Origin of the sequence: Halomonas garicola (assembly GCF_031935715.1) — a bacterium.
Lineage (GTDB): Bacteria > Pseudomonadota > Gammaproteobacteria > Pseudomonadales > Halomonadaceae > Vreelandella > Vreelandella garicola.
Map to the genome: position 1 here is coordinate 42,528 of NZ_JASSZF010000015.1, position 26,104 is coordinate 68,631.

25 protein-coding genes and 1 tRNA gene are annotated in these 26,104 nt (G+C 64.1%); 15 read left to right on the plus strand and 11 right to left on the minus strand.

Translation table 11 applies throughout. The features are described from left to right. Positions 1–2: 2 nt before the first annotated feature. From rsmA to RS027_RS07265, 4 genes are read left to right on the plus strand one after another with little or no spacing between them, the layout of a single operon-like run. Positions 3–830: a 16S rRNA (adenine(1518)-N(6)/adenine(1519)-N(6))-dimethyltransferase RsmA gene (gene rsmA, locus RS027_RS07250; RefSeq protein WP_311955529.1), complete on the plus strand. Its 828-nt coding sequence runs from the start codon at positions 3–5 to the stop codon at positions 828–830. Between the two features lie 59 nt (positions 831–889). After that, positions 890–1,252: a Co2+/Mg2+ efflux facilitator ApaG/CorD gene (apaG, locus tag RS027_RS07255; protein ID WP_311955566.1), complete on the plus strand. Its 363-nt coding sequence runs from the start codon at positions 890–892 to the stop codon at positions 1,250–1,252. Between the two features lie 20 nt (positions 1,253–1,272). Continuing rightward, positions 1,273–2,088 (plus strand): symmetrical bis(5'-nucleosyl)-tetraphosphatase, encoded by an 816-nt coding sequence (locus RS027_RS07260; protein WP_311955531.1) that lies wholly within the window; start codon positions 1,273–1,275, stop codon positions 2,086–2,088. Continuing rightward, the gene (locus RS027_RS07265; RefSeq protein ID WP_311955533.1) at positions 2,088–3,251 is read left to right on the plus strand and encodes a tRNA nucleotidyltransferase/poly(A) polymerase-related protein; all 1,164 of its coding nucleotides are present in this window, start codon (positions 2,088–2,090) and stop codon (positions 3,249–3,251) included. Before RS027_RS07260 ends, RS027_RS07265 begins: the two co-directional genes overlap by 1 nt. Here RS027_RS07265 and RS027_RS07270 read toward each other — a convergent pair. Genes RS027_RS07270 through tsaD form a run of 3 tightly spaced genes read right to left on the minus strand, consistent with a single transcriptional unit; the run spans position 3,248 to position 5,273 of the window. Beyond that, positions 3,248–3,811: a 2-amino-4-hydroxy-6-hydroxymethyldihydropteridine diphosphokinase gene (locus tag RS027_RS07270; RefSeq protein ID WP_311955535.1), complete on the minus strand. Its 564-nt coding sequence runs from the start codon at positions 3,809–3,811 to the stop codon at positions 3,248–3,250. The genes RS027_RS07265 and RS027_RS07270 overlap by 4 nt on opposite strands. After that, positions 3,808–4,200, minus strand: coding sequence for a dihydroneopterin aldolase (gene folB / locus RS027_RS07275; protein WP_311955537.1), 393 nt, complete (start codon positions 4,198–4,200; stop codon positions 3,808–3,810). Before folB ends, RS027_RS07270 begins: the two co-directional genes overlap by 4 nt. Beyond that, positions 4,197–5,273, minus strand: a complete 1,077-nt coding sequence (gene tsaD / locus RS027_RS07280; RefSeq protein WP_311955539.1) for a tRNA (adenosine(37)-N6)-threonylcarbamoyltransferase complex transferase subunit TsaD — start codon at positions 5,271–5,273, stop codon at positions 4,197–4,199. The genes folB and tsaD overlap by 4 nt, the downstream gene beginning before the upstream one ends. 234 nt (positions 5,274–5,507) lie before the next feature. On the opposite strand from tsaD, the gene rpsU reads away from it, so the two are divergent. The 3 genes from rpsU to rpoD all read left to right on the plus strand — a co-directional run bounded on the left by rpsU (position 5,508) and on the right by rpoD (position 9,907). Further along, the gene (gene rpsU, locus RS027_RS07285) at positions 5,508–5,723 is read left to right on the plus strand and encodes a 30S ribosomal protein S21 (RefSeq protein WP_017430978.1); all 216 of its coding nucleotides are present in this window, start codon (positions 5,508–5,510) and stop codon (positions 5,721–5,723) included. Positions 5,724–5,984: 261 nt separating this feature from the next. Then, positions 5,985–7,817 (plus strand): DNA primase, encoded by a 1,833-nt coding sequence (gene dnaG, locus RS027_RS07290; RefSeq protein ID WP_311955540.1) that lies wholly within the window; start codon positions 5,985–5,987, stop codon positions 7,815–7,817. Positions 7,818–8,083: 266 nt separating this feature from the next. After that, the gene (gene rpoD / locus RS027_RS07295) at positions 8,084–9,907 is read left to right on the plus strand and encodes an RNA polymerase sigma factor RpoD (protein WP_311955542.1); all 1,824 of its coding nucleotides are present in this window, start codon (positions 8,084–8,086) and stop codon (positions 9,905–9,907) included. 108 nt (positions 9,908–10,015) lie between these two features. Here the strand turns inward: rpoD and RS027_RS07300 are convergent, their stop codons facing one another. After that, positions 10,016–10,678, minus strand: coding sequence for a hypothetical protein (locus RS027_RS07300; RefSeq protein ID WP_311955544.1), 663 nt, complete (start codon positions 10,676–10,678; stop codon positions 10,016–10,018). Positions 10,679–11,079: 401 nt separating this feature from the next. Between RS027_RS07300 and RS027_RS07305 the strand changes: the two genes are divergently transcribed. The 3 genes from RS027_RS07305 (at position 11,080) to mtgA (ending at position 13,972) form a co-directional block, all read left to right on the plus strand. Next, complete coding sequence (locus RS027_RS07305) at positions 11,080–12,189, plus strand: S-(hydroxymethyl)glutathione dehydrogenase/class III alcohol dehydrogenase (protein WP_311955546.1); 1,110 nt, start codon at positions 11,080–11,082, stop codon at positions 12,187–12,189. Positions 12,190–12,297: 108 nt separating this feature from the next. After that, positions 12,298–13,149: an S-formylglutathione hydrolase gene (gene fghA, locus RS027_RS07310; protein ID WP_311955547.1), complete on the plus strand. Its 852-nt coding sequence runs from the start codon at positions 12,298–12,300 to the stop codon at positions 13,147–13,149. A 133-nt stretch (positions 13,150–13,282) separates the two neighbouring features. Next, entirely contained in the window at positions 13,283–13,972 is a 690-nt protein-coding gene (mtgA, locus tag RS027_RS07315) for a monofunctional biosynthetic peptidoglycan transglycosylase (protein WP_311955548.1), read from the plus strand. A 70-nt stretch (positions 13,973–14,042) separates the two neighbouring features. On the opposite strand, the gene RS027_RS07320 is transcribed toward mtgA, so the two are convergent. After that, entirely contained in the window at positions 14,043–14,969 is a 927-nt protein-coding gene (locus RS027_RS07320) for a DMT family transporter (protein ID WP_311955550.1), read from the minus strand. Positions 14,970–15,163: 194 nt separating this feature from the next. On the opposite strand from RS027_RS07320, the gene RS027_RS07325 reads away from it, so the two are divergent. From RS027_RS07325 to RS027_RS07335, 3 genes are all read left to right on the plus strand, one after another. Next, a complete protein-coding gene (locus RS027_RS07325; protein WP_311955551.1) occupies positions 15,164–15,553 on the plus strand; it encodes a DUF4168 domain-containing protein in 390 nt (129 codons plus the stop codon). A 185-nt stretch (positions 15,554–15,738) separates the two neighbouring features. Further along, positions 15,739–17,649, plus strand: a complete 1,911-nt coding sequence (locus tag RS027_RS07330; RefSeq protein WP_311955553.1) for a DUF294 nucleotidyltransferase-like domain-containing protein — start codon at positions 15,739–15,741, stop codon at positions 17,647–17,649. Then, positions 17,649–18,374: a 3'-5' exonuclease gene (locus RS027_RS07335; protein WP_311955554.1), complete on the plus strand. Its 726-nt coding sequence runs from the start codon at positions 17,649–17,651 to the stop codon at positions 18,372–18,374. The genes RS027_RS07330 and RS027_RS07335 overlap by 1 nt, the downstream gene beginning before the upstream one ends. Before the next feature lie 85 nt (positions 18,375–18,459). Here RS027_RS07335 and RS027_RS07340 read toward each other — a convergent pair whose 3' ends face one another. The 6 genes from RS027_RS07340 to RS027_RS07365 all read right to left on the minus strand — a co-directional run bounded on the left by RS027_RS07340 (position 18,460) and on the right by RS027_RS07365 (position 24,655). After that, positions 18,460–20,100: a BCCT family transporter gene (locus RS027_RS07340; RefSeq protein WP_311955555.1), complete on the minus strand. Its 1,641-nt coding sequence runs from the start codon at positions 20,098–20,100 to the stop codon at positions 18,460–18,462. Positions 20,101–20,237: 137 nt separating this feature from the next. After that, complete coding sequence (locus RS027_RS07345) at positions 20,238–20,663, minus strand: universal stress protein (protein ID WP_311955557.1); 426 nt, start codon at positions 20,661–20,663, stop codon at positions 20,238–20,240. Positions 20,664–20,747: 84 nt separating this feature from the next. Beyond that, on the minus strand, positions 20,748–21,617 hold the full coding sequence (locus RS027_RS07350) for a glycine betaine ABC transporter substrate-binding protein (RefSeq protein WP_311955559.1): 870 nt from the start codon (positions 21,615–21,617) through the stop codon (positions 20,748–20,750). Between the two features lie 146 nt (positions 21,618–21,763). Next, a complete protein-coding gene (locus RS027_RS07355) occupies positions 21,764–22,585 on the minus strand; it encodes an ABC transporter permease (RefSeq protein ID WP_311955568.1) in 822 nt (273 codons plus the stop codon). Continuing rightward, a complete protein-coding gene (locus RS027_RS07360; RefSeq protein WP_311955560.1) occupies positions 22,585–23,787 on the minus strand; it encodes a quaternary amine ABC transporter ATP-binding protein in 1,203 nt (400 codons plus the stop codon). The genes RS027_RS07355 and RS027_RS07360 overlap by 1 nt, the downstream gene beginning before the upstream one ends. Positions 23,788–24,049: 262 nt before the next feature. Then, positions 24,050–24,655 carry a hypothetical protein gene (locus RS027_RS07365; protein WP_311955561.1) on the minus strand — a complete coding sequence of 202 codons (606 nt, stop codon included), beginning with the start codon at positions 24,653–24,655 and terminating at the stop codon, positions 24,050–24,052. Between the two features lie 118 nt (positions 24,656–24,773). Between RS027_RS07365 and RS027_RS07370 the strand changes: the two genes are divergently transcribed. Together RS027_RS07370 and RS027_RS07375 are read left to right on the plus strand one after the other, a co-directional pair. Further along, positions 24,774–24,849: transfer RNA gene (locus RS027_RS07370), tRNA-Ile, on the plus strand. Positions 24,850–24,946: 97 nt separating this feature from the next. Continuing rightward, positions 24,947–25,999, plus strand: coding sequence for a tyrosine-type recombinase/integrase (locus tag RS027_RS07375; protein WP_311955562.1), 1,053 nt, complete (start codon positions 24,947–24,949; stop codon positions 25,997–25,999). Positions 26,000–26,104: the final 105 nt, after the last annotated feature.

Below are 26,104 nucleotides of genomic sequence, written 5' to 3' on the forward strand. Positions count from 1 at the left end.
TCATGGCATCAGTGCTGCATCACCGCGCCCGTAAACGCTTCGGGCAGAACTTCCTCCGCGACGCGGGCGTTATCGCGCGCATCGTCGGGGCCATCCACCCGCGCCCGGGCGAGCGCCTGGTGGAGATCGGCCCGGGGCAGGGGGCGCTGACCGAGCCGCTGCTGGACGCCGCCGACGGCCTCGACGTGATCGAGCTGGACCGCGACCTGATCCCCGGGCTGCGGGTGCAGTTTTTCAACTACCCGGGCTTTGTCATCCACGAAGGCGACGCGCTCAAGTACGATTTTGCCGAGCTGCGCGGCGACGGCCCGCCGCTGCGGGTGGTGGGCAACCTGCCCTACAACGTCGCCACGCCCCTGATTATTCATCTGCTGGGCGCGGGCAGCGCGGTGGCCGATATGCACTTCATGCTGCAAAAAGAGGTGGTCGAGCGGCTGGCCGCCGAACCCGGCGGGCCGGACTGGGGGCGGCTTTCGGTCATGGCGCAGTATCACTGCCGGGTCGAGCAGCTGTTCAGCGTGCCGCCGGAGGCCTTTGTGCCGAGCCCGGCGGTGGACTCGGCGATCGTGCGGCTCGCCCCCCACGCCGAGCTGCCCCACGTGGCGGACGATCCGGCGCTGCTGTTTGACCTGGTCAAGCAGGCCTTCGGCCAGCGACGCAAGACCCTGCGCAACAACCTCAAGGGCCGCGTGGGCGCCGACACGCTTGAGGCGCTGGATATCGATCCGCGCCGTCGCCCCCAGACCCTCTCCGTCGAGGAGTTTGTGCGCCTGGCCAACGCCGTGACACACAGCGAAGCATCCGCATCCCGGGAAGGAGACAGGACGTGAGCGAACATGACACCGAGCGCGCCGCCGAGACCGTTGATCCAAGCGCCGCCGAGCCGGCGATCCGTATCAGCGTCACGCCCCGCTACCGCGCGGACGAATCCCGGGAGGCCGAGTCACAGTACGTGTTCAGCTACACCATCACCCTGTATAACCAGGGCGGCCGCAGCGTCCAGCTGCTGGCGCGCTACTGGAAAATCACCCAGGGCAGCGGCGACGTCCGCGAGGTGCGCGGCAAGGGCGTGATCGGCCAGCAGCCGCTGATTGGCCCGGGCCAGCATTTCCGCTACACCAGCCGCGCGGTGCTCGACACCCCGGTGGGCATCATGGAAGGCGCCTACACGCTGCTCGATACCACTACCCAGCGGCCCTTTGATGCCCCGGTCGCGCCGTTTCGCTTGGCTCAGCCGGCCGCTATTCACTAACCGGCGCCCAGGAGGGTTATGTGAGCACCTATGTCATCGGCGACCTGCACGGCTGCCACGCCGAATTTGTCGACCTGCTGGAAGCGCTGTCGTTCGACCCGCGCCGGGACCGCGCCTGGCTGGTCGGGGACCTGGTCAACCGCGGGCCGGACTCCCTTGCCTGCCTGCGCGAAGTCCGAGCGCTGGGTGACGCCGCCCGCTGCGTGCTTGGCAACCACGATCTGCATTTTCTGGTCGCCGCCCGGGGCGGCAGGATAAAGCCCCGAAGCGCCTTTGCGTCTATCGTCAACGCCGCCGACGGCGGCGCGCTGCTGGACTGGCTGCAAAGCCGGCCGCTGACGGTGCGCCGGGACAATACCCTGATGGTCCACGCCGGGCTTTTGCCCGAGTGGGGGCTTGATCAGGCCCAAGCCCTGGCCGCCGAGGTGGAAGCGGCGCTCGCCGCCGAGCAGGCCGGGGCCTTTCTTGAGCGGCTGTTTGGCGATGAGCCCAGCCGCTGGCGCGACGATCTGGAAGGCATGGACCGGCTGCGCTTTATCGTCAACGCCATGACGCGCATGCGCTTTATCGACGCCGACGGGCGGCTGGAGTTTACCGCCAAGCGCGGTCTGGCAAGCGCTCCTGACGGCTTTGAGCCCTGGTTTCGCTTCCCTCGGGGGGACGACGCCACCCTGCTGTTCGGCCACTGGGCGGCCCTTGAAGGCCAGACGCCCGGCGCTCGGGTCGATGCCCGGGCGCTGGATACCGGCTGCGCCTGGGGCGGCACGCTTACCGCGCTTGAGCTCGAGACCGGGAAACGCACCCGGGTGCCCAGCCGCCAACCCCAGGAGGCCTGATGCCGCGGCCGAAAGCGAGCAAGCCCGCTCCCGAAGCGGGCCTTGAGGTCTACCGCGTGGGCGGCGCGGTGCGCGACGCGCTGCTTGGCCGCCCGGTGTGGGATAACGACTGGGTCGTCGTCGGCGCCACGCCCGAGGAAATGCGCCGGCGCGGCTTCAAGCCCGTGGGCCGGGATTTTCCGGTGTTTCTCCACCCGGAGTCCGCCGAGGAGTATGCCCTGGCGCGCACCGAGCGCAAGGCCGGCCACGGCTACTCGGGCTTTACCGTTCACTCAAGCCCCGACGTTACTCTGAAAGACGATCTGGTCCGCCGGGATCTGACCATCAACGCCATCGCCGAAGCGCCGGGCGGCACGCTTGTCGACCCCTACGGCGGCCGCGATGACCTTGAGCGCCGCGTGCTGCGCCACGTTTCCGCCGCCTTTGCCGAAGACCCGCTTAGGGTTTTGCGCACCGCGCGCTTTCTCGCCCGCTATGCCCACCTGGGCTTCACCGTAGCCCCGGATACCCGGGCGCTGATGCGCGAAGTGAGCCGCAGCGGCGAGCTTTCGCATCTGGCCGCCGAGCGCGTCTGGACGGAAAGCGAGAAAGCCCTGGGCGAGCAAAGCCCCGACGCCTACTTCAAGGCGCTTGCCGAGTGCGAGGCGCTTGCCGTCTGGTGGGCAGAAATTGCGGCGGCACCCGGCAGCGTTCCCGAAAGCCGGCTGGACGCCTGCCTCGCCGCCATGCAGACAGTGCCGGACTGGCCGGCCATCGCGCTTTCCCACTGGCGCTATGCGCGGCTGGTGACGCCGCTTTCTGACGCGGAGCGCGAAGCGCTTGCCGCGCGCTTGAAGCTGCCCCGGGCGGTGGCGCAGCTGGCCCGCCAAAGCGCGGCCACGGCGCGGCTGGTCGGCGAGCCGCTGACGACACAAGCGGTAATGGCCTGGCTTGACGGCCAGGACAGCTGGCGCAAGCCCGAGCGCGCCCGGGCCCAGCTGGCGCTGGTCAAGGTGCTGGCGCCGGAGCGGCGGCACGCGGTGCTGGAAGCGGCCCTTGACGGCGCCGCCGCGGTAAGCCCCCAGGCGCTGATGGCCGAAGGCTATCGGGGCGCGGCGCTGGGCAGACAAATCGGCATCGTTCGCCGGGAGGCCGTTGCCCGGGCGCTGGGTGACGCCGGCTAGCGGTTAAAGGCCACCGGCCGCAGCGGCTGCCGGGCAAACCGTTCGCTTGCCCGAGCGCGCTGCCAAAGCTCGGCGTAGACGGTGCCTTCCCGCGGGTGGCGGGCGTCGGGCAGGAGCTCGGCCAGGGGCCTGAGGACAAAGGCGTGGCGCAGGATGTCGCCGTGGGGCAGGTCAATGGCGCCATCTTCGCTTTCAAACTCGCCGCGCAGCTCGCCCACGGCGAGAAGGTCGATGTCGATGGGGTGGGTGCTCGCGCCGGCGCTTTGGGGCAGGCGGCCCTGGGCGCGCTCCTGCGCCTTGCCCCAGGCTTTTATCTCCGCCGGCGAGGCGTCGCTTGTAAACGCCACGACCATGTTGTGGAAGACGGGGCTATGGGAAATTACGCCGTGAGAGGCGGGCGCAGGCCCTGCGTCGGGAGCGGTCACATCAGCGCTTTGATACACCGTTGACGCCTGAATCTCGCCAAAGCGTGCCTCAAGGGCGCCAAGGCAGCGGCGCAGGTTGGCAAGCGCGTTTTCGTTGCTGCCCAGACTCAGCAGAATTTGACGTGACTCGCTCACGTTTCAGCGCCGCCTTCTGTATGCGCCGGCGCGGCAAAGCTGCCTCGAGTCATTTTCAGCCCCACGCTTGCCGCCGCGGGCACCGCACCGGGCTTGCGCAGGGTAAGCGTGACGCCGGCAATGCCAAACTCCTCGCGCAGCGCGGCCACTAGCCGCTCGGCAAAGGTTTCCACCAGCTCGAAGCGATGCTCGGCGGCAAACGTCTGAATGCGCTCGCAGAGCGCGGCGTAGTTAAGGGTCAGCGCCAGATCGTCGGTGGCCGCCGCCGGACGAATGTCCGTGGCAAGCTCCAGGTCCAGACTGAGACGCTGCTGAATCGTGCGCTCCCAGTCGTAGACGCCGATTACCGTCTCCACCTCAAGCGCTTCGATTAGAATACGGTCGCTCATGGTGCCGGGGTCTCCACTCTGGTATCGGCGCTGCCGGGCGCGCGCAGCTGTTCGAGCGGCCAGCGCGGGGTGGCCTGCATCCGGCCGGCGGTGTCGCGCTCGCCGGCTTCCAGGCGCCGGGCGCCGACGTAGGCAATCATTGCGCCGTTGTCGGTGCAAAAGCGCCCGCGGGGGTAGAAGGCCCGGGCGCGGCGTTTGCTGCAGGCCTGATTAAGCCCCTCACGCAGCCGCACGTTGGCGCTGACTCCGCCGGCGACCACCAGCCGCTTGAGGCCGGTGTCGTCAAGCGCCCGGCGGCATTTGATCACCAGGGTGTCGACCACGGCGTCCTCGAAGGCCCGGGCGACATCCGCCCGGCCCTGGGGCGTAAGCTCGCCGGCGTCGTCGAGCTTGCGAATGGCGGTCAGGGTGTGGGTCTTGAGTCCGGAGAAGCTGAAGTTAAGCCCCGGGCGATCGGTCATGGGCCGGGGGAAGCGAAACCGCCCGGGGTCGCCCTGTTCGGCAAGCTTTGCGACGTGAGGGCCGCCGGGGTAGGGCAGGTCGAGCATCTTGGCGGTCTTGTCGAAGGCCTCACCGGCGGCGTCGTCCACGGACTCGCCGAGTAGCCGGTAGCGCCCCAGCTCCTGAACTTCCACCAGCTGGGTATGCCCGCCGGAGACCAGCAGCGCGACGAAGGGAAACGCCGGGGCGTCGTCTTCCAGCATGGGTGCGAGCAGGTGGCCTTCCATGTGGTGCACGCCAAGGGCGGGGATATCCAGCGCCCGGGCCATGCCGTGGGCGGTGGCCGCGCCCACCATCAGCGCGCCGACCAGGCCCGGGCCCGCGGTATAGGCGACGCCGTCAAGCTCGCGGCGGGTCATGCCCGCGTCTGCCAGTACCTGCTCCACCAGCGGCAGCAGTTTGCGGGTGTGATCGCGCGACGCAAGCTCCGGTACCACGCCGCCGTACTCGGCGTGCATGGTCACCTGGCTGTACAGGGCGTCGGCCAGCAGGCCGTCGCCGCCGTCAAGCGCGGTGTCGTAAACGGCCACGCCGGTTTCATCGCAGGACGTTTCGATGCCCAGTACGCGCATAGCGGATTTCCCCGTGACGTAAAGACCTGAAGACAGGCGGAGTAAACCGGCGAGTTTAGCATCTTCGTGTGCCGGCGTTGAGGGGAAATCCTCGGACCTATTTGCAAAAAAAGGGGTTCGCTACTAGAATATTGTGCGCTGTAAAAATCAGATCGTGCACGAAAGGTGTCTAACGCGCCTTGCGCGTGTACGGACTATCCGCCATCAAGACTCCTTAAGGTAGGTGAGTGCTTAATGCCTTCTGTAAAAGTACGCGATAACGAGCCGTTTGACGTCGCCCTGCGTCGTTTCAAGCGTTCCTGTGAAAAAGCCGGCGTTTTGTCCGAGGTTCGTCGTCGCGAAAGCTACGAAAAGCCGACGGCCGAGCGCAAGCGCAAGGCGGCTGCCGCAGTCAAGCGCCACGCGAAGAAGCTTCAGCGTGAGCGTAAGCGGTTCGAACGGCTCTATTGATCCGTACCGGAAGGGTGGCCAAGGCCACTCTTCCTGGAAGGACGCCAAACGGCCGCCGTCCGGTGGCCGTTTGTTTTTTTATCCGTCAATAACCGCCGACGGGCTGCGGTGATGCCATAGATGATGATGCCATAGGCGATACGGTGGTCTCTGAGGCTATGGTATCTGAGGCGATGGTCGCTGAGACTGTGGCATCACCTCAGCCCGGCAGCATCCCTGGCCCGGCACTTGCGGGCCGCGACGGTCGGAGGCAGACAGTCCATGGCTGGCCGTATTCCACAGCATTTTATCGATGACCTGCTCGCCCGGGTGGACGTCGTGGAAGTCGTCGGTGCCCGGGTGCAGCTGAAGAAGGCCGGTCGCAACCATGCGGGGCTCTGCCCCTTCCACCAGGAAAAATCGCCGTCCTTTACCGTTAGCGCCGACAAGCAGTTTTACCACTGCTTCGGCTGCGGCGCCCACGGAAATGCCCTACGCTTTTTGATGGAATACGAACGGCTGGGCTTTCCCGACGCGGTGGAGCAGCTGGCCGCGAGCCTGGGGCTTGAGGTCGAGCGCGAAGGCGCCGACGACCCCCACGCCCAGCAGCGCGAAAAAAAGCGCAAGCAGGGCGTCAATCTGCTCGAGCTTGCCGCAAGTTTCTACCGCGAGCGGCGGGTGATGCCCGAAGGCCAGGCGGCGCGCCGCTACCTGGAGGAGCGGGGCCTGTCGGCGGAGGTGATCGACACCTACGGCATTGGCTACGCCCCGGACAGCTGGGAGGCGCTCAAGCGCCACCTCGACGAGCGCGGCGTCAGCGAAGCGGTGCAGATCGAGTACGGGCTGCTGATCCACCGCGAAGACAGCGGGCGCACCTACGATCGTTTCCGCGACCGGGTGATGTTCCCCATTCGCGACGGGCGCGGGCGTACCGTTGCCTTTGGCGGCCGGGTGATGGGCGACGCCAAACCCAAATATCTGAACTCGCCGGAAACCCCGGTGTTTCACAAGGGGCGCGAGCTTTACGGCCTTTACGAAGCGCGCCGGGCGCCCCAGCGGCCCGAGCAGCTGGTCATCGTCGAGGGCTACATGGACGTGGTGGCGCTGGCCCAGTTCGGCGTGAGAAACGCCGTGGCGACCCTGGGCACGGCCACCACCGAAGAGCACCTGAAGCGGCTCTTTCGCCTGGTCAACCGGGTGGTGTTCTGCTTTGACGGCGACCGCGCCGGGCGCCAGGCCGCCCGCCGGGCGCTGGAAACGGCGCTGCCGCAGATGCTCGACGGGCGCGAGGCGCGCTTTTTGTTCCTGCCCGAGGGCGACGACCCGGATGACATGGTGCGTCGGGAAGGCGCCCAGGCGTTTACCGACCGCGTGACCTGCGCCATGCCGCTGTCGGAGTTTCTGTTCGAGCAGGCGGCAGAGGGGCGCGATCTGCAGGCGGTGGAAGGGCGCGAACGGTTTGCCAGCGACGTGCTGGCGGCATTGAACAAAATGCCCGACGGCATGCTCCAATCCATGCTGCTTGAGGAACTGGCCGAGCGCAGCGGCCTGCGCCAGGCGCAGCTCGAAACGCTGCTGGCCCGCCAGCAGCAGGCCCGGCCAGGGCCCGCCGCCGAGCCGGTACCGCCCTCCCGGCCGCCGCAGACGGCAGGGCCGGTCGAGGAGGCGTCGGCGGAATCGCCGGCGCTCGAGGTGCTCTCGCCCGAGGGCCGGGTGCTGCAGCTGCTCCTGCACGAGCCGCGCCTGGTGGAGGCGCTGCCCGAGGCGCTCGAGTGGCTGCCGGAAAGCGCCGCGGGGCAGCTATGCCGCGAGCTGATCGCGCTCTTGCAGGCCGGGCGCTACACCAGCCCTCAGGTGGTGCTGTCGCACTTTCAGGGCAGCGCCCAGGGCCGCACGCTCGGGGCCCTGGCCCGGCGGGAGCTGTTGATTCCGCGCTCGGCGCGCAGGGCCGAGCTCGAAGGGCTGGTGCAGTATTTGCAGCGCACCCAGCGGGCGCGCTCGCCGCGGGAAGAGTACGAGGCTTTGCTGGCCCGGGAGCGGGCCGGAGAGAAGCTGGATAAAACGCAGAAGCAGCGTCTGGCAAGCCTGCTGGTGGAGCTCGCCGGGGCGCAGTGATGCAGCCGGCGAGGCGCGCAGCGGGAGCGTTGCGGGCACCCGAATACCGGGTCCGGGGTTGAATTTGCCGCTCTTTGCTACCACATAGTTGACCAATTGCCAGATGCTGGCTAAACCAAACAAGCTAACACACCTGAATAGCGGCGCAAACAAACCGTGCTGGAAGGCGCCCGCGGCCGACGCTATACTGTTCGGCTTTCCGGGCGCTTCTGGCACGTCACTTGCGCGTCAGGTGCTTCATTCTTCTTCGTCGAGATAGGGTTTCTATGGCTGGAAATGCGCAGCAGCAGTCGCGTCTGAAGGAGTTGATCGCGAAAGGTAAGGAGCAGGGCTACCTTACCTATGCCGAGGTCAACGATCATCTACCCGAGGATATCGCCGATCCCGATCAGGTGGAAGACATCATCGGCATGATCAACGACATGGGGATCAGCGTCGTCGAAGTCGCTCCTGACGAAGACACCCTGATGATGTCGGATCAGTCCACCGACGAGTCCGCGGCCGAGGAAGCGGTTGCCGCCCTTGCCGCCGTGGAAAGCGACGTCGGCCGCACCACCGACCCGGTGCGCATGTACATGCGCGAGATGGGTACGGTGGAGCTTCTGACCCGGGAAGGCGAGATCGAGATCGCCAAGCGCATCGAGGAAGGCACCCGCGCGGTGATGTCGGCGCTGGCTTACCTGCCCGGTGCGGTAAACTCGATTCTCGACGCCTACGACGCCACCCAGGACGAAGAGGCGCCGGGCCGGCTGTCGGACCTGTTTTCCGGCTTCATCGACCCCGACGGCGGCATTCCCAACGTCGCCGAGCCCGAGGAAATCGAGCCCGAGCCCAGCGACGATCCCGACGAGGAAGAAGAGACCACCGCCAACGAAGGCGGACCGAACCCGGAAGAAGCCCGGGCGCGCTTCGAGCAGATCCGCGAGAAAAACGCAGCCGTCGAGGCCGCGTTTGAAAAGTACGGCCGCGGCAGCGAAGAGCTCAAGGCGCGTCAGGCACGCCTGGCCGAGCTGTTTTCGCCGATCAAGCTGGTGCCCAAGCACTTCGAGCGCCTGGTGGGGCAGGTGCGCATCAGCGTGGAGCAGGTGCGCGCCCAGGAAAAGGGCATCATGCAGCTGTGCGTGAAAAAGGCCAAGGTGCCGCGCAAGACGTTCATCAAGGCGTTTCCCGGCAACGAGTCGCGCAAGGACTGGCTGGACGACTTTCAGGAAGCCTCGCCGCGCTACGCCGACCGCCTCGAACCGCTGCGCGCCGATATCCGTCGCTACCAGCGCAAGATCGCTTTCGAAGAGAACATGGTGCGGCTCAACGTCGGCGAGCTGAAGGAAGTCAACCGCAAGCTTTCCATCGGCGAGGCCAAGGCGCGCCGGGCGAAGAAGGAAATGGTCGAGGCCAACCTGCGCCTGGTGATCTCGATTGCCAAGAAGTACACCAACCGCGGCCTGCAGTTTCTGGACCTGATCCAGGAGGGCAATATCGGCCTGATGAAGGCGGTGGACAAGTTCGAATACCGTCGCGGCTACAAGTTCTCGACCTACGCCACCTGGTGGATCCGCCAGGCGATCACCCGCTCGATTGCCGACCAGGCGCGCACCATCCGCATTCCGGTGCACATGATCGAAACGATCAACAAGCTCAACCGGGTATCGCGCCAGATGCTGCAGGAAATGGGCCGCGAGCCGACGCCGGAAGAGCTGGGCGAGCGCCTGGAAATGACCGAGGACAAGGTGCGCAAGGTGCTCAAGATCGCCAAGGAGCCGATCTCCATGGAAACGCCCATCGGCGACGACGACGACTCGCACCTGGGCGACTTCATCGAGGACAGCACCATGATGCTGCCCATCGATCTGGCCACCGGCGAGGGCCTGGTCGAGTCCACGCGCAACGTGCTCGGCGGGCTCACCGCGAGGGAGGCCAAGGTGCTGCGCATGCGCTTCGGTATCGACATGAACACCGATCACACCCTGGAAGAGGTCGGCAAGCAGTTCGACGTCACCCGGGAGCGTATCCGCCAGATCGAGGCCAAGGCGCTGCGCAAGCTGCGCCATCCGAGCCGCTCGGAGCCGCTGCGCTCCTTCCTCGACGAGTAGCGTGCGTCCGCTGCCCGTTTCGCCCTGGAAACGGGGCGCATGAAAAAAGCCCGCCGGTGAGTCACACGGCGGGCTTTTTACGGCGTCTGCTGCGTGGCCGGGGCCGCGTCAGCTGTCCGGAGCGGTCTGCTGACGGGCGTGGTAAATGCGCCGTGCCAGCAGTAAAAGCTCGATCATGGCAAACAGGATCAGGCTGTAGCCCAGCAGCTCCACGACTTCTTCCGCCATGCTTTTGATGTCGCCCAGATAATGGTCTTCCATGATGGCCTGCCAGAAGATCTTGCGCCCGTACAGCCGGGAAAAGGCGTAAGTGGTGAAAAGACCGGCGGTAAACAGCCCCAGCGAAAAGCTGTTGCTGTATTCATAAAGCTCGTCAAGAAAGCGCCGCCAGTGAATCCCGACCCACACCACAATGGGGAGGATGACGATCGTGACGAGTATCTTCCAGACGTGCCTGCCGGCGTAGTGGTCGAGCAGCGCATCCTGCTCGCGAATCAGCGACGAGCCGATAAACGCCAGCAGCAATAGCGTGACCATGGGCCATACCTGAAGCCGCTGGCGCACATAGAGCAGGAGGCCGCAGGAGAGCGCCAAAAAGACCGTCTGGTTGAGCTCAATGAAGCCCAGCTCGGAAAACTGCAGCGTTTTGGGCAGATACAGAGCCTCCATATAGGCCCCCTGGGCAATGGCGCCGGTGACAAGGAGATACAGCGTGGCGCGCAGAAAGAGCGCGCTGGTATGAATGGGCCACGAAGATTTGGGATAGTGCATCATACGTCCTGAAATGCGCACCGGCGTATGCCGGCAAGCTCTGGTCGGTGGTTAAACATGCAAAGATGTATGTGAGTATATCGCGTTGTGCCCCGGCGCGCATCCAGCCATGCCGGCAAATTTGCAGATTATACAGGTGTGAAGTGATAGGTATGAAATGATAGGTATGAAGGAATAGGTATAAAGAGAAGCGCCTGCCGGCTATCTTGACAGTTAGCCTGAAAGTCGGCGGGGACAACTCGGTGCTCTGCCGCGAGCGCAATGCCATTGCCTCGGTCAAAGCGAGCAACGCCGCGCGGCATGGCTGCAAAGATGGCAAGATGCTGTAATATATAGAAGATATCAGGTGCCAATGCCCGACCTCGGAGGTCGTGGCGGTACCCTCGACAAGGAGACAGATAATGAAATCACGTGCTGCCGTGGCGCTGGAAGCCGGCAAGCCGCTGGAGCTTGCCGAGATTGATGTGGAAGGGCCGAAGGAAGGCGAGGTGCTGGTGCGGCTGGTGGCTACCAGCGTGTGCCACACTGACGCTTACACGCTGTCCGGCGCCGACCCGGAAGGCAACTTCCCGGCGGTGCTGGGCCACGAAGGCGCGGGCGTTGTCGAAGACGTTGGCCCCGGGGTCAGCAGCGTCAAGCCCGGCGACCACGTCATTCCGCTGTATACCGCCGAGTGCGGTAAGTGCAAGTTCTGCCTGTCGGGCAAGACCAACCTGTGCGGCGCGGTGCGCGCTACCCAGGGCAAGGGCGTGATGCCCGACGGCACCTCGCGCTTCTCGCTGGACGGCAAGAAGCTTCACCACTACATGGGCTGCTCCACCTTCAGCGAATATACCGTGCTGCCCGAAGTGTCGCTCGCGGTGGTGTCCAGGGAAGCGCCGATGGACAAGATCTGCCTGCTGGGCTGCGGCGTGACCACCGGCATCGGCGCGGTGATGAACACGGCCAAGGTCGAGCCCGGTGCGACGGTAGCGGTGTTCGGCCTCGGCGCCATCGGCCTGGCGGTGATTCAGGGCGCGCTGATGGCCAAGGCCAGCCGTATCATCGCCATCGACGTCAACCCGGAGAAGTTCAAGCTGGCCGAGCAGTTCGGCGCCACCGACTTCGTCAATCCCAAGGACTACAACGACTCGATCCAGGAAGTCATTGTCGATCTGACCGACGGCGGCGTGGACTACTCCTTTGAATGCATCGGCAACGTCAACGTCATGCGCTCGGCGCTTGAGTGCTGCCACAAGGGCTGGGGCGAGTCGATCATCATCGGCGTCGCCGGCGCCGGCGAAGAAGTTGCCACGCGGCCGTTCCAGCTGGTGACCGGCCGTGTCTGGAAAGGCTCGGCGTTTGGCGGCGTCAAGGGGCGCACCGAGCTTCCCGGCTATGTCGACCAGTACATGAAGGGCGAAATCAACATCGACGATTTCGTTACCCACAACATGCCGTTTGCGAAAATCAACGAAGCCTTTGACCTGCTGCACGCCGGTGAAAGTATTCGCACCGTGCTGCACTATTGAGCGTGACGGCTAACGTCACCCGCGCTTGGCAACAAGCGTCAGTTCCATTCGCGCGGCCGCGTGCCGCGCTTTGCGCATCGCTGCGCCAGGTATCAACAGGAGCCTGCCATGAGCATGAGTGAAACCTTGGAGTTAGTGTCGGAAAATCGTAGTTTTGGCGGCTGGCACAAGCGCTATCGCCACTACTCGAGGGCGCTTGATTGCGACATGATCTTCGCCGTCTATCTGCCGCCCCAGGCCGAGGACGAGCGGGTGCCGCTTTTGTGGTGGCTGTCGGGGCTGACCTGCAACGACCAGAACTTCATGGAGAAAGCCGGAGCCCACCGCATGGCGGCGGAGCTGGGTGTGGCCATTGTCTGCCCGGACACCAGCCCGCGGGGCACCAACGTTCCCGGCGAGCACGACAGCTTTGACCTGGGGTCGGGCGCGGGCTTTTACATCAACGCCACCCAGGCGCCGTGGAAAGCCCACTACCATATGTATGACTACCTGGTAGAAGAGCTGCCCTCGGTAGTCCGCCTGCAGTTCCCGGTGAACGGGCGCGAGTCCATCAGCGGCCATTCCATGGGCGGTCACGGTGCCCTGATGCTGGCGCTGCGCCACCCTGGCCGCTTCTGCTCGGTCTCGGCGTTTGCCCCGATGGTCAACCCGATGGAGTGCCCCTGGGGACAAAAGGCCTTTACCCACCTCCTGGGCGAGGACGTATCCAGCTGGCGCCAGTACGACGCCTGCGAGCTGGTGGCCAACGGCGCTTCGCGCCAGCGGCTGTTCATCGATCAGGGCGAGGCCGACCAGTTCCTCGAAGAGCAGCTCAAGCCCGAGAATCTGGAAGCGGTGTGCGCCAAGCACGACCATCCGCTGACGCTGCGTCGCCAGCCGGGCTACGATCACAGCTACTTCTTCATTGCCTCGTTCATTGAAGACCACCTGCGCTACCACGCCGAGCACCTGTATAAATAAACCCAGCCGGCCGGCTACCCGCTCCCGGCGTCAGAAGGGAGCCGGTAAGCCTCGTTCATCCACCGCCCGGCAGGGGGCCACCCCCCGCCGGCAGGAGCGCCTGCGCCTCGCCGCCGGACGGCTTTGGCAGCGGGTGGCGCGGCTGCTATGGCGCCTGGCGCTGGCCTTTGTGCTGGTCTCCGTGGCGCTGGTGCTGCTGTTTCGCGTCGTGCCGCTGCCGGGGTCGATGGTGATGGTCGAGCGCAAGGTGCAAAGCTGGGTAGCGCGCGAGCCGCTCTCGATCGACTACCGCTGGCGCGGCCGTAGCGCGCTGAGCGACACGGCGCGGATCGCCGTCATTGCGGCCGAAGACCAGCGGTTTCCTCGGCACAGCGGCTTTGACTTCGTGGAGATCCGCCGGGCGCTGGATACCAGCGGCAACGGCGGGCGGCTGCGCGGTGCCAGCACGCTCAGCCAGCAGACCGCCAAGAACGTGTTTCTGTGGAGCGGGCGCAGCTGGCTGCGAAAGGGCTTCGAGGCCTGGTTTACCCTGCTGATCGAGCTTTTCTGGGGCAAGCAGCGCATTCTCGACGTCTATCTCAACGTCGCCGAGTGGGATCGCGGCGTGTTCGGGCTGGAAGCCGCCGCGCAGCACTACTTCGGCGTGCCGGCAAACGAGCTTGACGGCCGCCAGGCAAGCCTGCTGGCGGCCATTCTGCCAAGCCCGCTGACGCGCAGCGCCGCCCGGCCCTCGGCAAGCGTGGAGCAGCGCAGCCGCTGGATTCGCCGGCAGATGGGGAATCTCGGCGGCACCGGCTATCTTGAGCACCTGACCCAGCCGTAACCCTTCGTTTTCGTTCGTATCAGCCTGTGCCTTGCCCCTGGCCGTGGACCCAACGGTCGGCTGCCGGGGGTTAGGTGTGTTTGCTGGCGGCAGGCGCGGTACGGGCTACCAGAACCACGCCGCCAATGGCGATGGCCATGCCCACAAGGCCCGGCCAGGGCAGGCGCTCGTCAAACAGCCACCAGGCTTCCAGCGCGGTAACCGGCGGCACCAGATAAAACAGGCTCGCCACCCGCGACGCTGCGCCTTTTTTTATCAGCGCCAGCAGCAGCAGGATCGCGGCGATGGATAAAATCAGAACCAGCCAGCCAAGGGTGAGGATAAAGGTGGGCGTCCAGATGACCTGGCGCGTCTCGAACAGCCCCGCTCCCAGGGTGAACAGGGCACCCGCGGCCAGGTATTGAATGACCGCGCCGGAGAGCAGCGGCATGTGCGTGCAAAAGCGCTTCTGGTAAAGCGTGCCCAGGGAGATGCCCAGCAGGGCGACGGTGACGCTTGCCAGCGCTTTGATGCCGAAGCCTTGAAACAGCGAGTCGCTGAAGTCGAGCTTGCTGCCCAGCACCAGGCTGATACCGACCAGCCCCAGAGCGAGCCCCAGCCACTGAAGCCGGCCCAGCCGTTCGCCCAGCAGCGGCCCGGCAAAGGCCGCCGTCAGCAGCGGCTGCAAGCCCACCAGCAGGGCCGTGAGCCCGGCGGGCATGCCAAGCTCGATGCTGTAAAACACCCCGCCCAGGTAGGCGCCGTGGACCAGCAGCCCCGAGACGGCAATGTGCCCCCAAAGCCTCGCGCCCGACGGCCAGGGCATGCGCCTGACCAGCACCAGCGGCGCCAGGACGAGGAGCGTAAAGGCGCAGCGCAGCCACAGAAAGGTGAGTGGTTCCGCGTAGGGCAGGCCGAACTTGGCGCCGATGAAGCCCGTGCTCCACAGCAGCACGAACAGCCCCGGCATGGCCGCCAGGCCAAGCGCGCCGGGCTGGCGCAGGGATGGATGGATCATGTCGCTTGTTGCTCCAGGGCCAATTGTTTCAGGAAGATCATTCCAAAAAGAGTGGGGCCGGAGGCCGGCTACTGCCGCCGTCCGGCACGTTGATAAACGGCTTTATTACATTTTGAAACATGAAAGAGGGAACCTGTACGATAAAGCGCCGTCACAGGGACACATTCAACATGCATCACATGAGGTTTTATTTCATGCCACGTTTTACTGCCTTGTTCTCCGCAGCCCTATTCGCCACCGGTCTGATGGCGGGCACCGCCCAGGCGCAGCAATCCGCGGACACTGCCCAGAGCCAGGCGCCCAGCGCCGAAGCGCAGGCGCAGGACTTCAGCGATCAGCAGCTGCAGCAGTTCGCCGATGCATCTCAGGAAATCGCCGTTGTCTCCCAGGAGTATACCGAGCGTCTGCAGTCGGCTGATGACGAAGAATCACAGCAGGAAGTTCGTGCTGAAGCCAACGAGAAAATGATCCAGATCGTCGAGAACAGCGGCCTGGACGTCGACACCTTCAACGCCATTGGTCAGGCGATCCAGCAGGATCCCGAAATGATGCAGCGCGTCCAGGAGATGGCCGGGCAGTCCTGAGGCATTCCCCGCTTCGGCGCCTCCGCGCCGGCAGCCTCGCTTGTAAGCTTTGCCTTTGGCAGGGCATGAACAATCCCGGCGTGTTGCGCCGGGATTTTTTGTGGGCGCCCGCTGCGCGCTTTACCGGGGGCGAAAGGCGTTCCAGAATAAGCCCACGCCGCTACCGATAACGCTCAGGAGGCAGTATGGACGCCGAGCTGATGGAAATTCGCCAGCACATGAGCCAGTTCCCGCCCTTCGATGCGCTGAGCGAGGCGCTGCTGGACGAGCTGGCAGGTCACATCGAGGTGCGCTACTTCAAGACGGGTAGCGATATACTGCTGCTCAATGCCCACGTCGACGAATTTTGCTATATACGCAGCGGCGCGGTCGAGGTCTACCGCCGTCAGGGCGATTTGTACAACCGCCTGGGTGAAGGCGACATCTTCGGCCACTTTCACCTGCTGCGCGATCACGTGGTGCGGTTTCCGGCCAGGGCCATTGAAGACACGCTGATCTATTTTATCCCCGATGCCGTGTTTCAGCAGCTGTGCGACGCCGATGAACACTTTGCCGACTTTGTTGAGCTGGAGCGCCCGCGGCTCGAGTCCGCGGCCGAAGAGCAGCGCGAATCCAACGACATGATGGTCACCCGGATACGGCGCCTTTTGTCGCGCGCGCCGGTCATGGTCAACGTGGATACCAGCGTCCAGGACGCCGCCCGCCAGATGAGTGAAGACCAGGCCTCGGCGCTGCTGGTCACCGAGCCGTGCACCGGGGATACGCTGCGCTGCTTTCACGACGGCAGCGAAATGCGCCGGATCCGCGGCATCATGACCAACACCGACTTTCGCACCCGCATCGTCGCCCGGGGGTTATCGGCACAGACGGCAATAGGCGATGCGGCATCGCAGGTGCTGGTCAGCGTGCAGGCGGACGTCTCGATCTACGAAGCCATGCTGGTCATGCTGCGCAACAACGTGCACCACCTGCCGGTGCTTCACCGCCGGCGGCCCCTGGGCATCGTTCATTTGTCCGATATCATTCGCTACGAAACCCACAGCGGGCTCTACCTGGTCAGCAATATTTTCAGCCGCCTGAGCGTGGAAGGGCTGGCGCGGCTGGCGCCGGACGTCCGCGCGGCCTTTGTGCGCATGGTAGAGGAGGGCGCCAATTCGCAGATGGTTGGCAGCGCGCTTTCTACCGTCGGGCGCAGCTTCACTCGCCGGCTGTGCGAGCTTGCCGAGGACTCGCTGGGCCCGCCGCCGGTGCCCTATGCGTTCATGGTCAACGGCTCCATGGCGCGCAACGAGCAGGGTATCGTCACCGATCAGGATAACGCCCTGGTGCTTGATGATGCCTTTGATCCGGAAGAGCACGACGACTACTTCCGCCGGCTGGCGACCTTTGTCAGCGACGGGCTGGACACCTGCGGCTACACCTATTGCAAAGGCGATATCATGGCGACCAACGCCCGCTGGCGCCAACCGCTGGAGGTTTGGAAAGGCTATTTTCGGGGCTGGATGAGCGAGCCCACGCCCGAAACTCTGCTGCACAGCTCGATCTTTTTTGATCTGGACAGCGCCTACGGCGAAGCGGAGCTGGTCGAGGAGCTGCAGGACCTGGTGACCGAGCAGGCGCCGCGCTCGCCGCAGTTTCTCGCGGCCATGGCGCGTAACGCCCTGAACCGCACGCCGCCGCTGGGGTTTTTCCGCACCTTCGTGATGGAGCAGGACGGCAAGCACAACAACTCCATCAACCTCAAGCGTCGCGGCACCGCGCCCATGGTGGACCTGATTCGCATCCATGCCCTGGCCTGCGGCTCGAGCGCCCAGAACTCCTTCGAGCGGCTTGACGATATTCATCAGACCCGGCTTCTGGCCTCGGGCGTTAGCGACAAGCTGCGCTATGCTTTCGAGTTTTTGTGCATATCGCGTCTGCGCCACCAGGCCATCGATATTGGTAAAGGCCGGGAGCCGAACAACAACATCGAGCCGGAAAACGTCGAAAGCAGCGAGCGCCACACGCTGAAAGACGCTTTCCAGGTGCTGAGCAACGCCCAGAAGTTTCTCAAGTTCCGCTATCCCATGGTCGGCGGGCAGACGGAGCGGCGTTAATGCCGGCTATCCGGCCGCGCCAGAAAATCGTCAGGGCTGACTGGGCCGCCTACATGCGCGCCCGCGCCGATAAGGCCCGGGACGCCGCCGTGAAACGCTATTTCGCCACGCCGCTACCGTCGTGGGACACGCCGATCTCCGAGGTGCCGATGGTAGCGCTTGATATGGAAACCACCGGCCTGGACGAGCGCCGCCATGCCATTGTCAGCCTCGGCGTGGTGCCCTTTACGTTTTCGCGCATTACCCTCGCTCGGCGGCGCTATTGGGTGGTGAAGCCGTCGCGGGCGCTGGTTGCCTCGTCCATCGCCCATCATCACATCACCCACTCGGAAATTGCCCGCGCGCCGGATTTCGACGCGATCATCGACGAGCTGCTGCCGATGCTTGCCGGGCGGATCGTGGTGGTGCATTTTCGCAACATCGAGCGCCCCTTTCTGGAAGCTGCCGTGCGCGTGCGCCGGGGGGAGGGCGTCCTGTTTCCCATGATCGACACCATGTCGCTCGAGGCGCGGCTGTACCGCCAGACTCGGTGGGCCCGCTTTCGTCGCTGGCTGGGGCACCCGCCGGTGTCCATTCGGCTGAATGCCAGCCGCGCCCGCTATCACCTGCCCGCCTACCAGGGGCACCACGCGCTGGTCGACGCCCTGGCCACCGCCGAGCTTTTGCAGGCGCAGGTGGCGACCCATTATCACCCGCAGACGCCGCTGGGCGATCTGTGGTGCTGACCCGTACGCCAGACGTAAAAAAGGCAGCCCTCGGGCTGCCTTTTTTTGCTTTCTTGCATTTTACGTTTCTTGCGCTGTGCTCCGGTTATACGGTGCGCGGCTCGCTCATCAGCGCCTTGATCAGCCCGTAGCAGCCGAACAGCAGCACCACGGTAAACGGCAGGCCGGTTGAAACCGACGCCGCCTGCAGCGCGCTCAGGCCGCCACCCAGCAGCAGCGCAATGGCAATACCGCCTTCGATGATGGCCCAGAACATGCGCTGGGGCTTGGGCGCGTCGACCTTGCCGCCGGCGGTGATCGAGTCGATGACCAGCGAGCCGGAGTCCGACGAGGTCACGAAGAACACGATCACCAGCACGATACCCACGAAGGACGTAATGGCAGACAGCGGCAGCTCGCCGAGCATGGCAAACAGCTGCAGGTCCAGCTCGGCGTCCTGGACGGTGGAGATGCCCTGGGTAACGATCTGGTCAATGGCCGTGCCGCCAAAGGCCGTCATCCACAGAACGGACACCAGCATGGGGACCAGCAGTACCGCGATCAGGAACTCGCGCACGCTGCGGCCGCGGCTGACCCGGGCGATAAACATGCCGACAAAGGGCGACCAGGAAATCCACCAGGCCCAGTAGAAGGCCGTCCAGCTTTGCACAAAGGCCGAGTCTTCACGCCCGAAGGGATTGGCCAGAGCCGGCAGGTTTTTCGCGTAAGCGCCGAGGTTGCTGAAAAAGCCGGTAGCAATGGCAAGCGTCGGCCCTACGGCAATCACGAACACCAATAGCAGGAAGGCAAGCGCCATGTTGAGCTGGGACAGGCGCTGTACGCCCTTGTCCACGCCGGCCATCACCGAGCCCAGCGCCACGGCGGTAATGCCGAGGATCAGCACCACCATGGTGGTGTCGGTGTTGGGGATATCAAAGAGGTAGTTAAGCCCCGTGGAGGCCTGGGTGGCACCCAGCCCCAGCGAGGTGGCCAGCCCGAACAGCGTGGCAAACACGGCCAGCGTATCGATGATGTGGCCCGGCCAGCCCCAGATGCGCTCCCCGAGGATCGGGTAGAAAATCGAGCGCATGGTCAGCGGCAGCCCCTTGTTGAAGGCAAAGATGGCAAGCGACAGGCCGACGATGGCATACGCCCCCCAGGGGTGGAGGCCCCAGTGGTAGATGGTTGACGCCATGGCCAGCGTCGCCGATGCCTCGGCGTTGCCCTCGGCGCCGCCCAGCGGGGCTGCGTCCGAGCCGCTCATCGCCGTGCCGAAGTGGGACAGCGGCTCGCCCACGCCGTAGAACATCAGGCCGATGCCCATACCGGCGGCAAACAGCATGGCAAACCAGCCCGCGTAGCTGAAGTCGGGCGTTGCTTTGGCACCGCCGATGCGCACCTTGCCCAGCGGCGACAGCACAAGCCCCAGTGCCACCAGGACAAAAACGTTACCGCCCAGCAGAAACACCCAGCTCAGGTTGCCGGTCAAATAGTCAAACGTACCGGTGAACACCGGCGCTACCTGATCCTGCAGCGCCAGGGTGATCACCACGAACAGCAAAATCACCAGCGAGGATACGGTGAAGACCACGCTGTGAAGGTCGACGGGGACCCCGAACCGGCTGGTGGCGATGTTGTCCTGGCCGATCACGTAATCGGTATCAATCAGATTGGCTGCGCCCTCCGGCGCGGGAATGCCTTCCGAGGCGCTCTGTTCTGATGCCTCCGGCGTTTCTTTGTTGGCCATAAGCGGTTTTCCTTCAAAGTAGACAAGAAGTGAGTCGCACAGGCGCCTCATGCGAGAGCGTGATAAAACGCCCCAGGCGTGACGATGGGCTTATCGGTAATAGTGTTGCAGACCCGGTAGTCTGGAAACTGCTCCGCTCAGCCCTGGTCGTGGCGCAGCAGAAAGACCGACGCGGACGCGCGCGACGCCAGGGTGCCGCCGTGGGCCGGAAGCACGATATCCAGCGAGCGGGGCAGATGGGTGGCCATGATGACCAGATCCGCGCCGACGTCGTCAACGGCCTTGAGCAGCAGGTCGTCCAGGTTGGCGATAGGGTCGGTGGAGCGGTAGACCTTCGCCGCCACCGGACGGCCGTGAGCCGCATGGCGCTTCTGCGCAAAGGCTTCGAGCTTTTGCTGATATTCTTCCGGCGTGCGGGCTACGCTGTTGGGCGAGTTGGAAGTGATGCCCACGTAGGTGATGGTGGCATTGTAGTGGCGCGCGAGATCGGCCACCTTGGCAAGCGCCGGTTCGAGGGTTTCCACGTACTTAAGGTCGATCGGCACCATGATGTGATCAAACATACACAACTCCTTTGCCGGCTTGAGGCAGAGACAAGGCATAAAAACAGCCACGCTGGAGCGTGGCTGTAATCAAAGGGCTTGAGCTTAGTTGTCAAGCCATTCTTCGACCTTGTCCGGGTTCTCGTCGACCCACTTTTCAGCGGCTGCCGCAGGATCATCACCCTCTTCCTGCATCAGCATGACCTCGTTCATGTCGTCCGAGGACCATTCGAACGCGTCCAGAATCGCATAGGCGCCGGGCATGTCGTCTTCAAGGCCCTGGCGAGCGATGGTGTGGATCTTTTCGGCACCGCCGTAGGTTTCCTTCGGGTCGTCGAGGAACTTGAGATCCCAGCGAGCGAGCATCCAGTGCGGCGTCCAGCCGGTCACGGCAATATCGTCATCGTTGTCGATGGCGGCCTTGAGCGCGGCGGTCATGGTGGCGCCGCTGCCGCTAACCAGGTCATAGTCCAGGTCGTATTCGTCGATGGTCTTTTCGGTAAGACGCATGACGCCGGCGCCCGGATCAATGCCGGTAATCTTGCCGTTGAAACTGTCGACGTTGTCGTTCATGTCTTCGATGGAGTCGACGTCGCTGTATTCGGGCACCACCATGCCAAGCTTGGCGCCTTCAAGGTTGGGGCCAAGGTCGTCCAGTTCATCCTTGAGCTTGGCGTAGTAGTCTTCGTGGGTGGCGGGCAGCCAGCCGGCGAGGAAAGCGTCGGTATCGCCGCTGGCTACGGATTGCCACATGGCCGCGGCCGACAGCGAGGTGGCGTCAACCTCGTAGCCTTCCTGCTCCAGCACGACCTTCATGACTTCGGTGGAGGCGACGGTAGACGCCCACTCGACGTAGGACAGGTTGACCGTGCCCTTGTCCTGGGCATGGGCGGTGCCGCCGGCTGCCAGGCCTGCGCCGGCGAGCAGGGCAAGCGAAGTGACGCGAACGCGTTTTGTCAGCATTGATGTTGTCATAAGCGTTGCTCCCTTGGTGATAGACAGGCGCCGCTCGGCGACGCTCTGGTTTTATGATACAGCACTGTTTTCGCTGCATCACTCCGGTACAGGATGGCAAAGCCCTCGCGACTTGGCAAGCCGGGCGGCATCGCCATCGGTGGAGCTTAGCGGCGCAGCGACTGGGTCAAACGGTCCAGCAGCATGGCCAGAATCACCACGGCAATGCCGGCTTCGAAGCCGTCACCCGGGCGCAGGCGCTGGATGGCGCGCCAGACTTCGCTACCCAGGCCGTCAGCGCCGATCATCGCGGCGATGACCACCATGGAAAGCGCCAGCATGATGGTCTGGTTGATCCCCGCCATCAGCGTCGGCAGGGAAAGCGGCAGCTGCACCTTGAACAGCTTCTGGCCGCGGGTCGCGCCGTAGGCGTCGGCGGCTTCGATCAGGTCCACCGGCACCTGGCGAATCCCCAGGGTGGTAAAGCGGATGGCCGGCGGCATGGAGAAAATCACCGTGGCGAAGATGGCCGAGACCGAGCCGATGCCGAAAAACGGAATCGCCGGGATCAGATAGACAAACGCCGGCATGGTCTGCATGAAGTCCAGCACCGGCATGATCGCTCGGTAAAGCCGCTCGGAAAGCGCCGCGGCGATCCCCACCGGCAGCGCGATGACCACCGCGACCAGGGTGGCGATAACCACCAGCGTCAGCGTTTCGATCATCGGAAACCAGAGGCCCATGTTCCAGATCAGCGCCAGGCCGACAGCGGCGCCGATGCCCAGGCGGATGGAAGAGGCCCGCCAGCACAGCAGCACGACAATCGCCATGAGTCCCCATTCGGGGAGCCACATCAGCGCATCGTTCAGGCCGTCGATGCCGGTTTGCGTCACCCGGGAAATGCTCCGGGTGACCACGGAATATTCGCTGGTCAGCCAGTCCAGGCCGCCTTCGATCCAGTCCCCGAGGGGAATGCGTACGATATCCATCATTGATCTCCTGTCCGTGCGAGTTCATCCAGGACGGCACCTTTCACCACAACGCCCAGCAGGCGCTGCTCGTCGTCTACCACGGCGATGGGAAAGCTTTTCTCGGTGAACAAGGCAAACAGGTTCTGCATTGGCTCGTCGGGCGTGACGCTGCGGAAGTCCTGGGTCATGTAGTCGGCGATGGTGTCGGCGCCCTGGTCGGCAGCCTGGCTTGCCGCATCGACCTCGAGCAGGCCGAGCAGCTTACGGTTACGGCCGGTCACGTAGATGGAATCAATGCTGTTTTCACGCATCTTGTGGAGCGCCGTGCGCGGCCCGTCGGTACTGCGAGCGGTGGAGCGTACCCGGCGCATGGCGCTTTCCGCGGTGAGGATGCGCGACATGTCCACGCCTTCGATGAAGCGGCGCACATAGTCATCGGCCGGCTTGGTCAGGATCTCTTCGGGGGTGCCGATCTGGACGATCTCGCCGCCCTTGAGCAGCACGATGCGATCCCCGATGTTGAGCGCCTCGTCGAGGTCGTGGGTAATGAACACCGTGGTTTTCTGGGTTTCGGCCTGCAGCTGCATCAGCTCTTGCTGCATGTCCTTGCGGATCAGCGGGTCGAGCGCCGAGAAGGCCTCGTCCATGAGCAGGACGCTGGCGTCGTTGGCCAGCGCCCGGGCAAGGCCGACACGCTGCTGCATGCCGCCGGAAAGCTGATTGGGGTAGGCATCTTCCCAGCCGTCAAGCCCAACCTGATGCAGAGAATCCCGCGCCAGCTTAAACCGCTTGTTTTTGCTGATGCCGCGGATTTCCAGGCCAAATTCGGCGTTTTTCTGCACCGTGCGGTGGGGGAACAGGGCAAAGTTCTGGAATACCATGGAGAAGTGTCGGCGGCGGCATTCCAGCAGCGCCTTGTCGCTAAGCTTGGGGATGTTTTCGTCGTCAATGACGACTTCCCCTTCGGTGATATCAATCAGGCGGTTGAGGCAGCGAATCAAGGTCGATTTGCCCGAGCCTGAAAGCCCCATAATGACCAGCAGCTCCCCTTCATACACGTCGAAATCGATGTTGGAAAGTGCCAGCGTTTGGCCGGTCTTATCGAGGATATCGGTACGTCCCAAGCCTTGATCACGCAGCTCCAAGGCTCTTTTGGGGTGTTTGCCAAAAACCTTGCTTAACCCGCGCACCTTAATCTTGACGTTTTGTGTGTCGTCCATCAGCGATGCCTGGTTGGTGAAAAGAAAACACGCCCTCATATAAAGGCACGACCCAAGCGTGCTGCCCCGGGATCCTCCGGAACAGCCCGCCTGGTGCCGTGCACCATAATGAAAAAAGGCGTGCAATACGTAAGCAGTATTATCGTTTATTATACATAGATGCCGCGACCCTGTCACAAGACCCGGTTAACGGTTTTTGGCCGGTGCGCGTAGCGCAGACGACTGCCCGCCGGCCACCGGGCCCTATGTTCAAGGCTGAGCGTCAGGGCTGAGCGGGCGACCCGACGGCGCGCACCAGCCGCGCATCCAGGGTCACGGGAATGGCGTTGCGTATATTGTCGTAGCCCAGCAGGGCCAGCACGCTGCGCCCCACCGGGTCATCGCGGACTTCCCGGGCGTCCAGCGACAGCGGCTCGGCCTGGGTCACGCGAATGCTTTCTTCATCCAGCCGGCTGAAGCGCAGCCGTACCGGCGCCTGCTGCCCTTTGGCGTGAAACATCACGCTCTCCACCAGCTCGCTACCCGGCGTCAGGGCGTCCAGACGGCTCGTGTCCACGCTTGCCGTCAGCGTTACCAGTGGCCTATCCGCCAACCCTGCAAGCCAGGGCGGCAGCTCGTCAAAGCGATCCAGCACGTCGAGCTGGTTAAGCCGCAGCGGCAAGCGCAGCGTGCCGTCATCGTCTACCTCGCCGGCAAGCCCGCGCAGCCGGTGCTGGTGAGGTATCGACTCCGTCGCGGTACGTTCGGTGATTGTCACCCCCACCTGGGAAGCTGACGGCGCCAGCGCCCACTGCGCCTGTACCGGCAACGCGACGCTGAAACACGCCAACCCCCATATCGCGGCCCAACGACAACTGTGATGCCACATAGGCAAACTCCTGTCCGGTCGCCGGGACGCCCGGCGAGGTGTAAACAATCCAACGCGATTTTGACAGCGGAAGTCTGGTCTCGGTTTCCTTCGTCCGGTATGATACGCCCCCGTATATGGGCCTATAGCTCAGTGGTTAGAGCAGGGGACTCATAATCCCTTGGTCGCTGGTTCGAGTCCAGCTGGGCCCACCAATGAAATCAGTGTCTTACGAATTTTGCCTGGTGAGTCCCATGGTCCAAGGGTACAGTTTCGGTACAGTGCCGATCCTTCAGCCCCCTGGAGACTTCCATGGCCACCATCGTCAAGACCCCTGCCGGTAGCTGGAAAGCCGTCATCCGCAAGACCGGCTGGCCCACCACCGCCAAGACCTTCCGCACCAAACGAGACGCCCAGGACTGGGCACGCCGCACCGAAGACGAAATGGTGCGCGGTGTCTATATCCAGCGCAGCGCTTCGGAGCGCATGACGCTCGAAGCAGCCCTCAAGCGCTACCTGGCCGACGTCACACCCACCAAGAAGCCCAGCACCCAAAAGAGCGAGCGCCACAAGGCCAGCACGCTGATCGAGCACTTGGGCAAGTACTCCCTAGCGGCCCTGACGCCGGAGCTGATTGCCAACTTCCGTGACACCCGCCTGAACAGCATTGGCCATCGTGGCCAGCCTATCAGCGCCAATACCGTGCGCCTGGAGCTCGCCTTGCTCGGCCATCTCTACACCGTGGCCATCCAGGAATGGGGGCTGGGCCTGACCTACAACCCCGTCCAAAACATCCGCAAACCCAGCCCTGGAGAAGGGCGCGACCGACGCCTGAGCGCCGACGAGGAGAAGCGCCTGTTCGCCGTGCTACGGCAGCACAGCAATCCCATGTTGGCCTGGATCGCAAGAATCGCCCTGGAGACGGGCATGCGCTCCTCAGAGATCCTGACCCTCACTCGCTCCCAGGTCGACGTGAAACGCCGCGTGGTGCGCCTCACAGACACCAAGAACAACGAAGCCCGCTTGGTGCCGCTGACTCAGGCCGCCACCGAGGTGTTCAAGCAGGCGCTGAACAACCCGGTGCGCCCGCTCGACTGCGACCTGGTGTTCTTCGGCGAGCCTGGAAAGGATGGCAAGCGCGGCCCCTATGCCTACACCAAGCTCTGGAACCAAGCGAAGAAGCAGGCGGGACTCGATGACTTCCGCTTTCACGACTTACGCCATGAGGCCGTCAGTCGGTTGGTTGAGGCCGGTCTGTCTGACCAGGAAGTGGCGGCGATCAGCGGGCACAAGTCCATGCAAATGCTGCGGCGGTATACGCATTTGAGGGCTGAAGATTTAGTAGTAAACCCGGCCTATTCATGAGGCCGGCCTGAAAACGAAGATAGCGGATGGTATTCTCTTGAAAATTCAATGTGTTCCGCCAAGAACCTGAACCAAGAGAGCCATCCGCTATGGGTGAAAGCCTAT

Coding starts and splice junctions, on each gene's coding strand:
- rsmA (WP_311955529.1), top strand. CDS start 3: ATGGCATCAGTGCTGCATCACCGCGCCCGTAAACGCTTCGGGCAGAAC.
- RS027_RS07265 (WP_311955533.1), top strand. CDS start 2,088: ATGCCGCGGCCGAAAGCGAGCAAGCCCGCTCCCGAAGCGGGCCTTGAG.
- folB (WP_311955537.1), bottom strand. CDS start 4,200: ATGAGCGACCGTATTCTAATCGAAGCGCTTGAGGTGGAGACGGTAATC.
- tsaD (WP_311955539.1), bottom strand. CDS start 5,273: ATGCGCGTACTGGGCATCGAAACGTCCTGCGATGAAACCGGCGTGGCC.
- rpsU (WP_017430978.1), top strand. CDS start 5,508: ATGCCTTCTGTAAAAGTACGCGATAACGAGCCGTTTGACGTCGCCCTG.
- dnaG (WP_311955540.1), top strand. CDS start 5,985: ATGGCTGGCCGTATTCCACAGCATTTTATCGATGACCTGCTCGCCCGG.
- rpoD (WP_311955542.1), top strand. CDS start 8,084: ATGGCTGGAAATGCGCAGCAGCAGTCGCGTCTGAAGGAGTTGATCGCG.
- RS027_RS07300 (WP_311955544.1), bottom strand. CDS start 10,678: ATGCACTATCCCAAATCTTCGTGGCCCATTCATACCAGCGCGCTCTTT.
- RS027_RS07305 (WP_311955546.1), top strand. CDS start 11,080: ATGAAATCACGTGCTGCCGTGGCGCTGGAAGCCGGCAAGCCGCTGGAG.
- fghA (WP_311955547.1), top strand. CDS start 12,298: ATGAGCATGAGTGAAACCTTGGAGTTAGTGTCGGAAAATCGTAGTTTT.
- RS027_RS07320 (WP_311955550.1), bottom strand. CDS start 14,969: ATGATCCATCCATCCCTGCGCCAGCCCGGCGCGCTTGGCCTGGCGGCC.
- RS027_RS07325 (WP_311955551.1), top strand. CDS start 15,164: ATGCCACGTTTTACTGCCTTGTTCTCCGCAGCCCTATTCGCCACCGGT.
- RS027_RS07330 (WP_311955553.1), top strand. CDS start 15,739: ATGGACGCCGAGCTGATGGAAATTCGCCAGCACATGAGCCAGTTCCCG.
- RS027_RS07335 (WP_311955554.1), top strand. CDS start 17,649: ATGCCGGCTATCCGGCCGCGCCAGAAAATCGTCAGGGCTGACTGGGCC.
- RS027_RS07340 (WP_311955555.1), bottom strand. CDS start 20,100: ATGGCCAACAAAGAAACGCCGGAGGCATCAGAACAGAGCGCCTCGGAA.
- RS027_RS07345 (WP_311955557.1), bottom strand. CDS start 20,663: ATGTTTGATCACATCATGGTGCCGATCGACCTTAAGTACGTGGAAACC.
- RS027_RS07350 (WP_311955559.1), bottom strand. CDS start 21,617: ATGACAACATCAATGCTGACAAAACGCGTTCGCGTCACTTCGCTTGCC.
- RS027_RS07355 (WP_311955568.1), bottom strand. CDS start 22,585: ATGGATATCGTACGCATTCCCCTCGGGGACTGGATCGAAGGCGGCCTG.
- RS027_RS07360 (WP_311955560.1), bottom strand. CDS start 23,787: ATGGACGACACACAAAACGTCAAGATTAAGGTGCGCGGGTTAAGCAAG.
- RS027_RS07365 (WP_311955561.1), bottom strand. CDS start 24,655: ATGTGGCATCACAGTTGTCGTTGGGCCGCGATATGGGGGTTGGCGTGT.
- RS027_RS07375 (WP_311955562.1), top strand. CDS start 24,947: ATGGCCACCATCGTCAAGACCCCTGCCGGTAGCTGGAAAGCCGTCATC.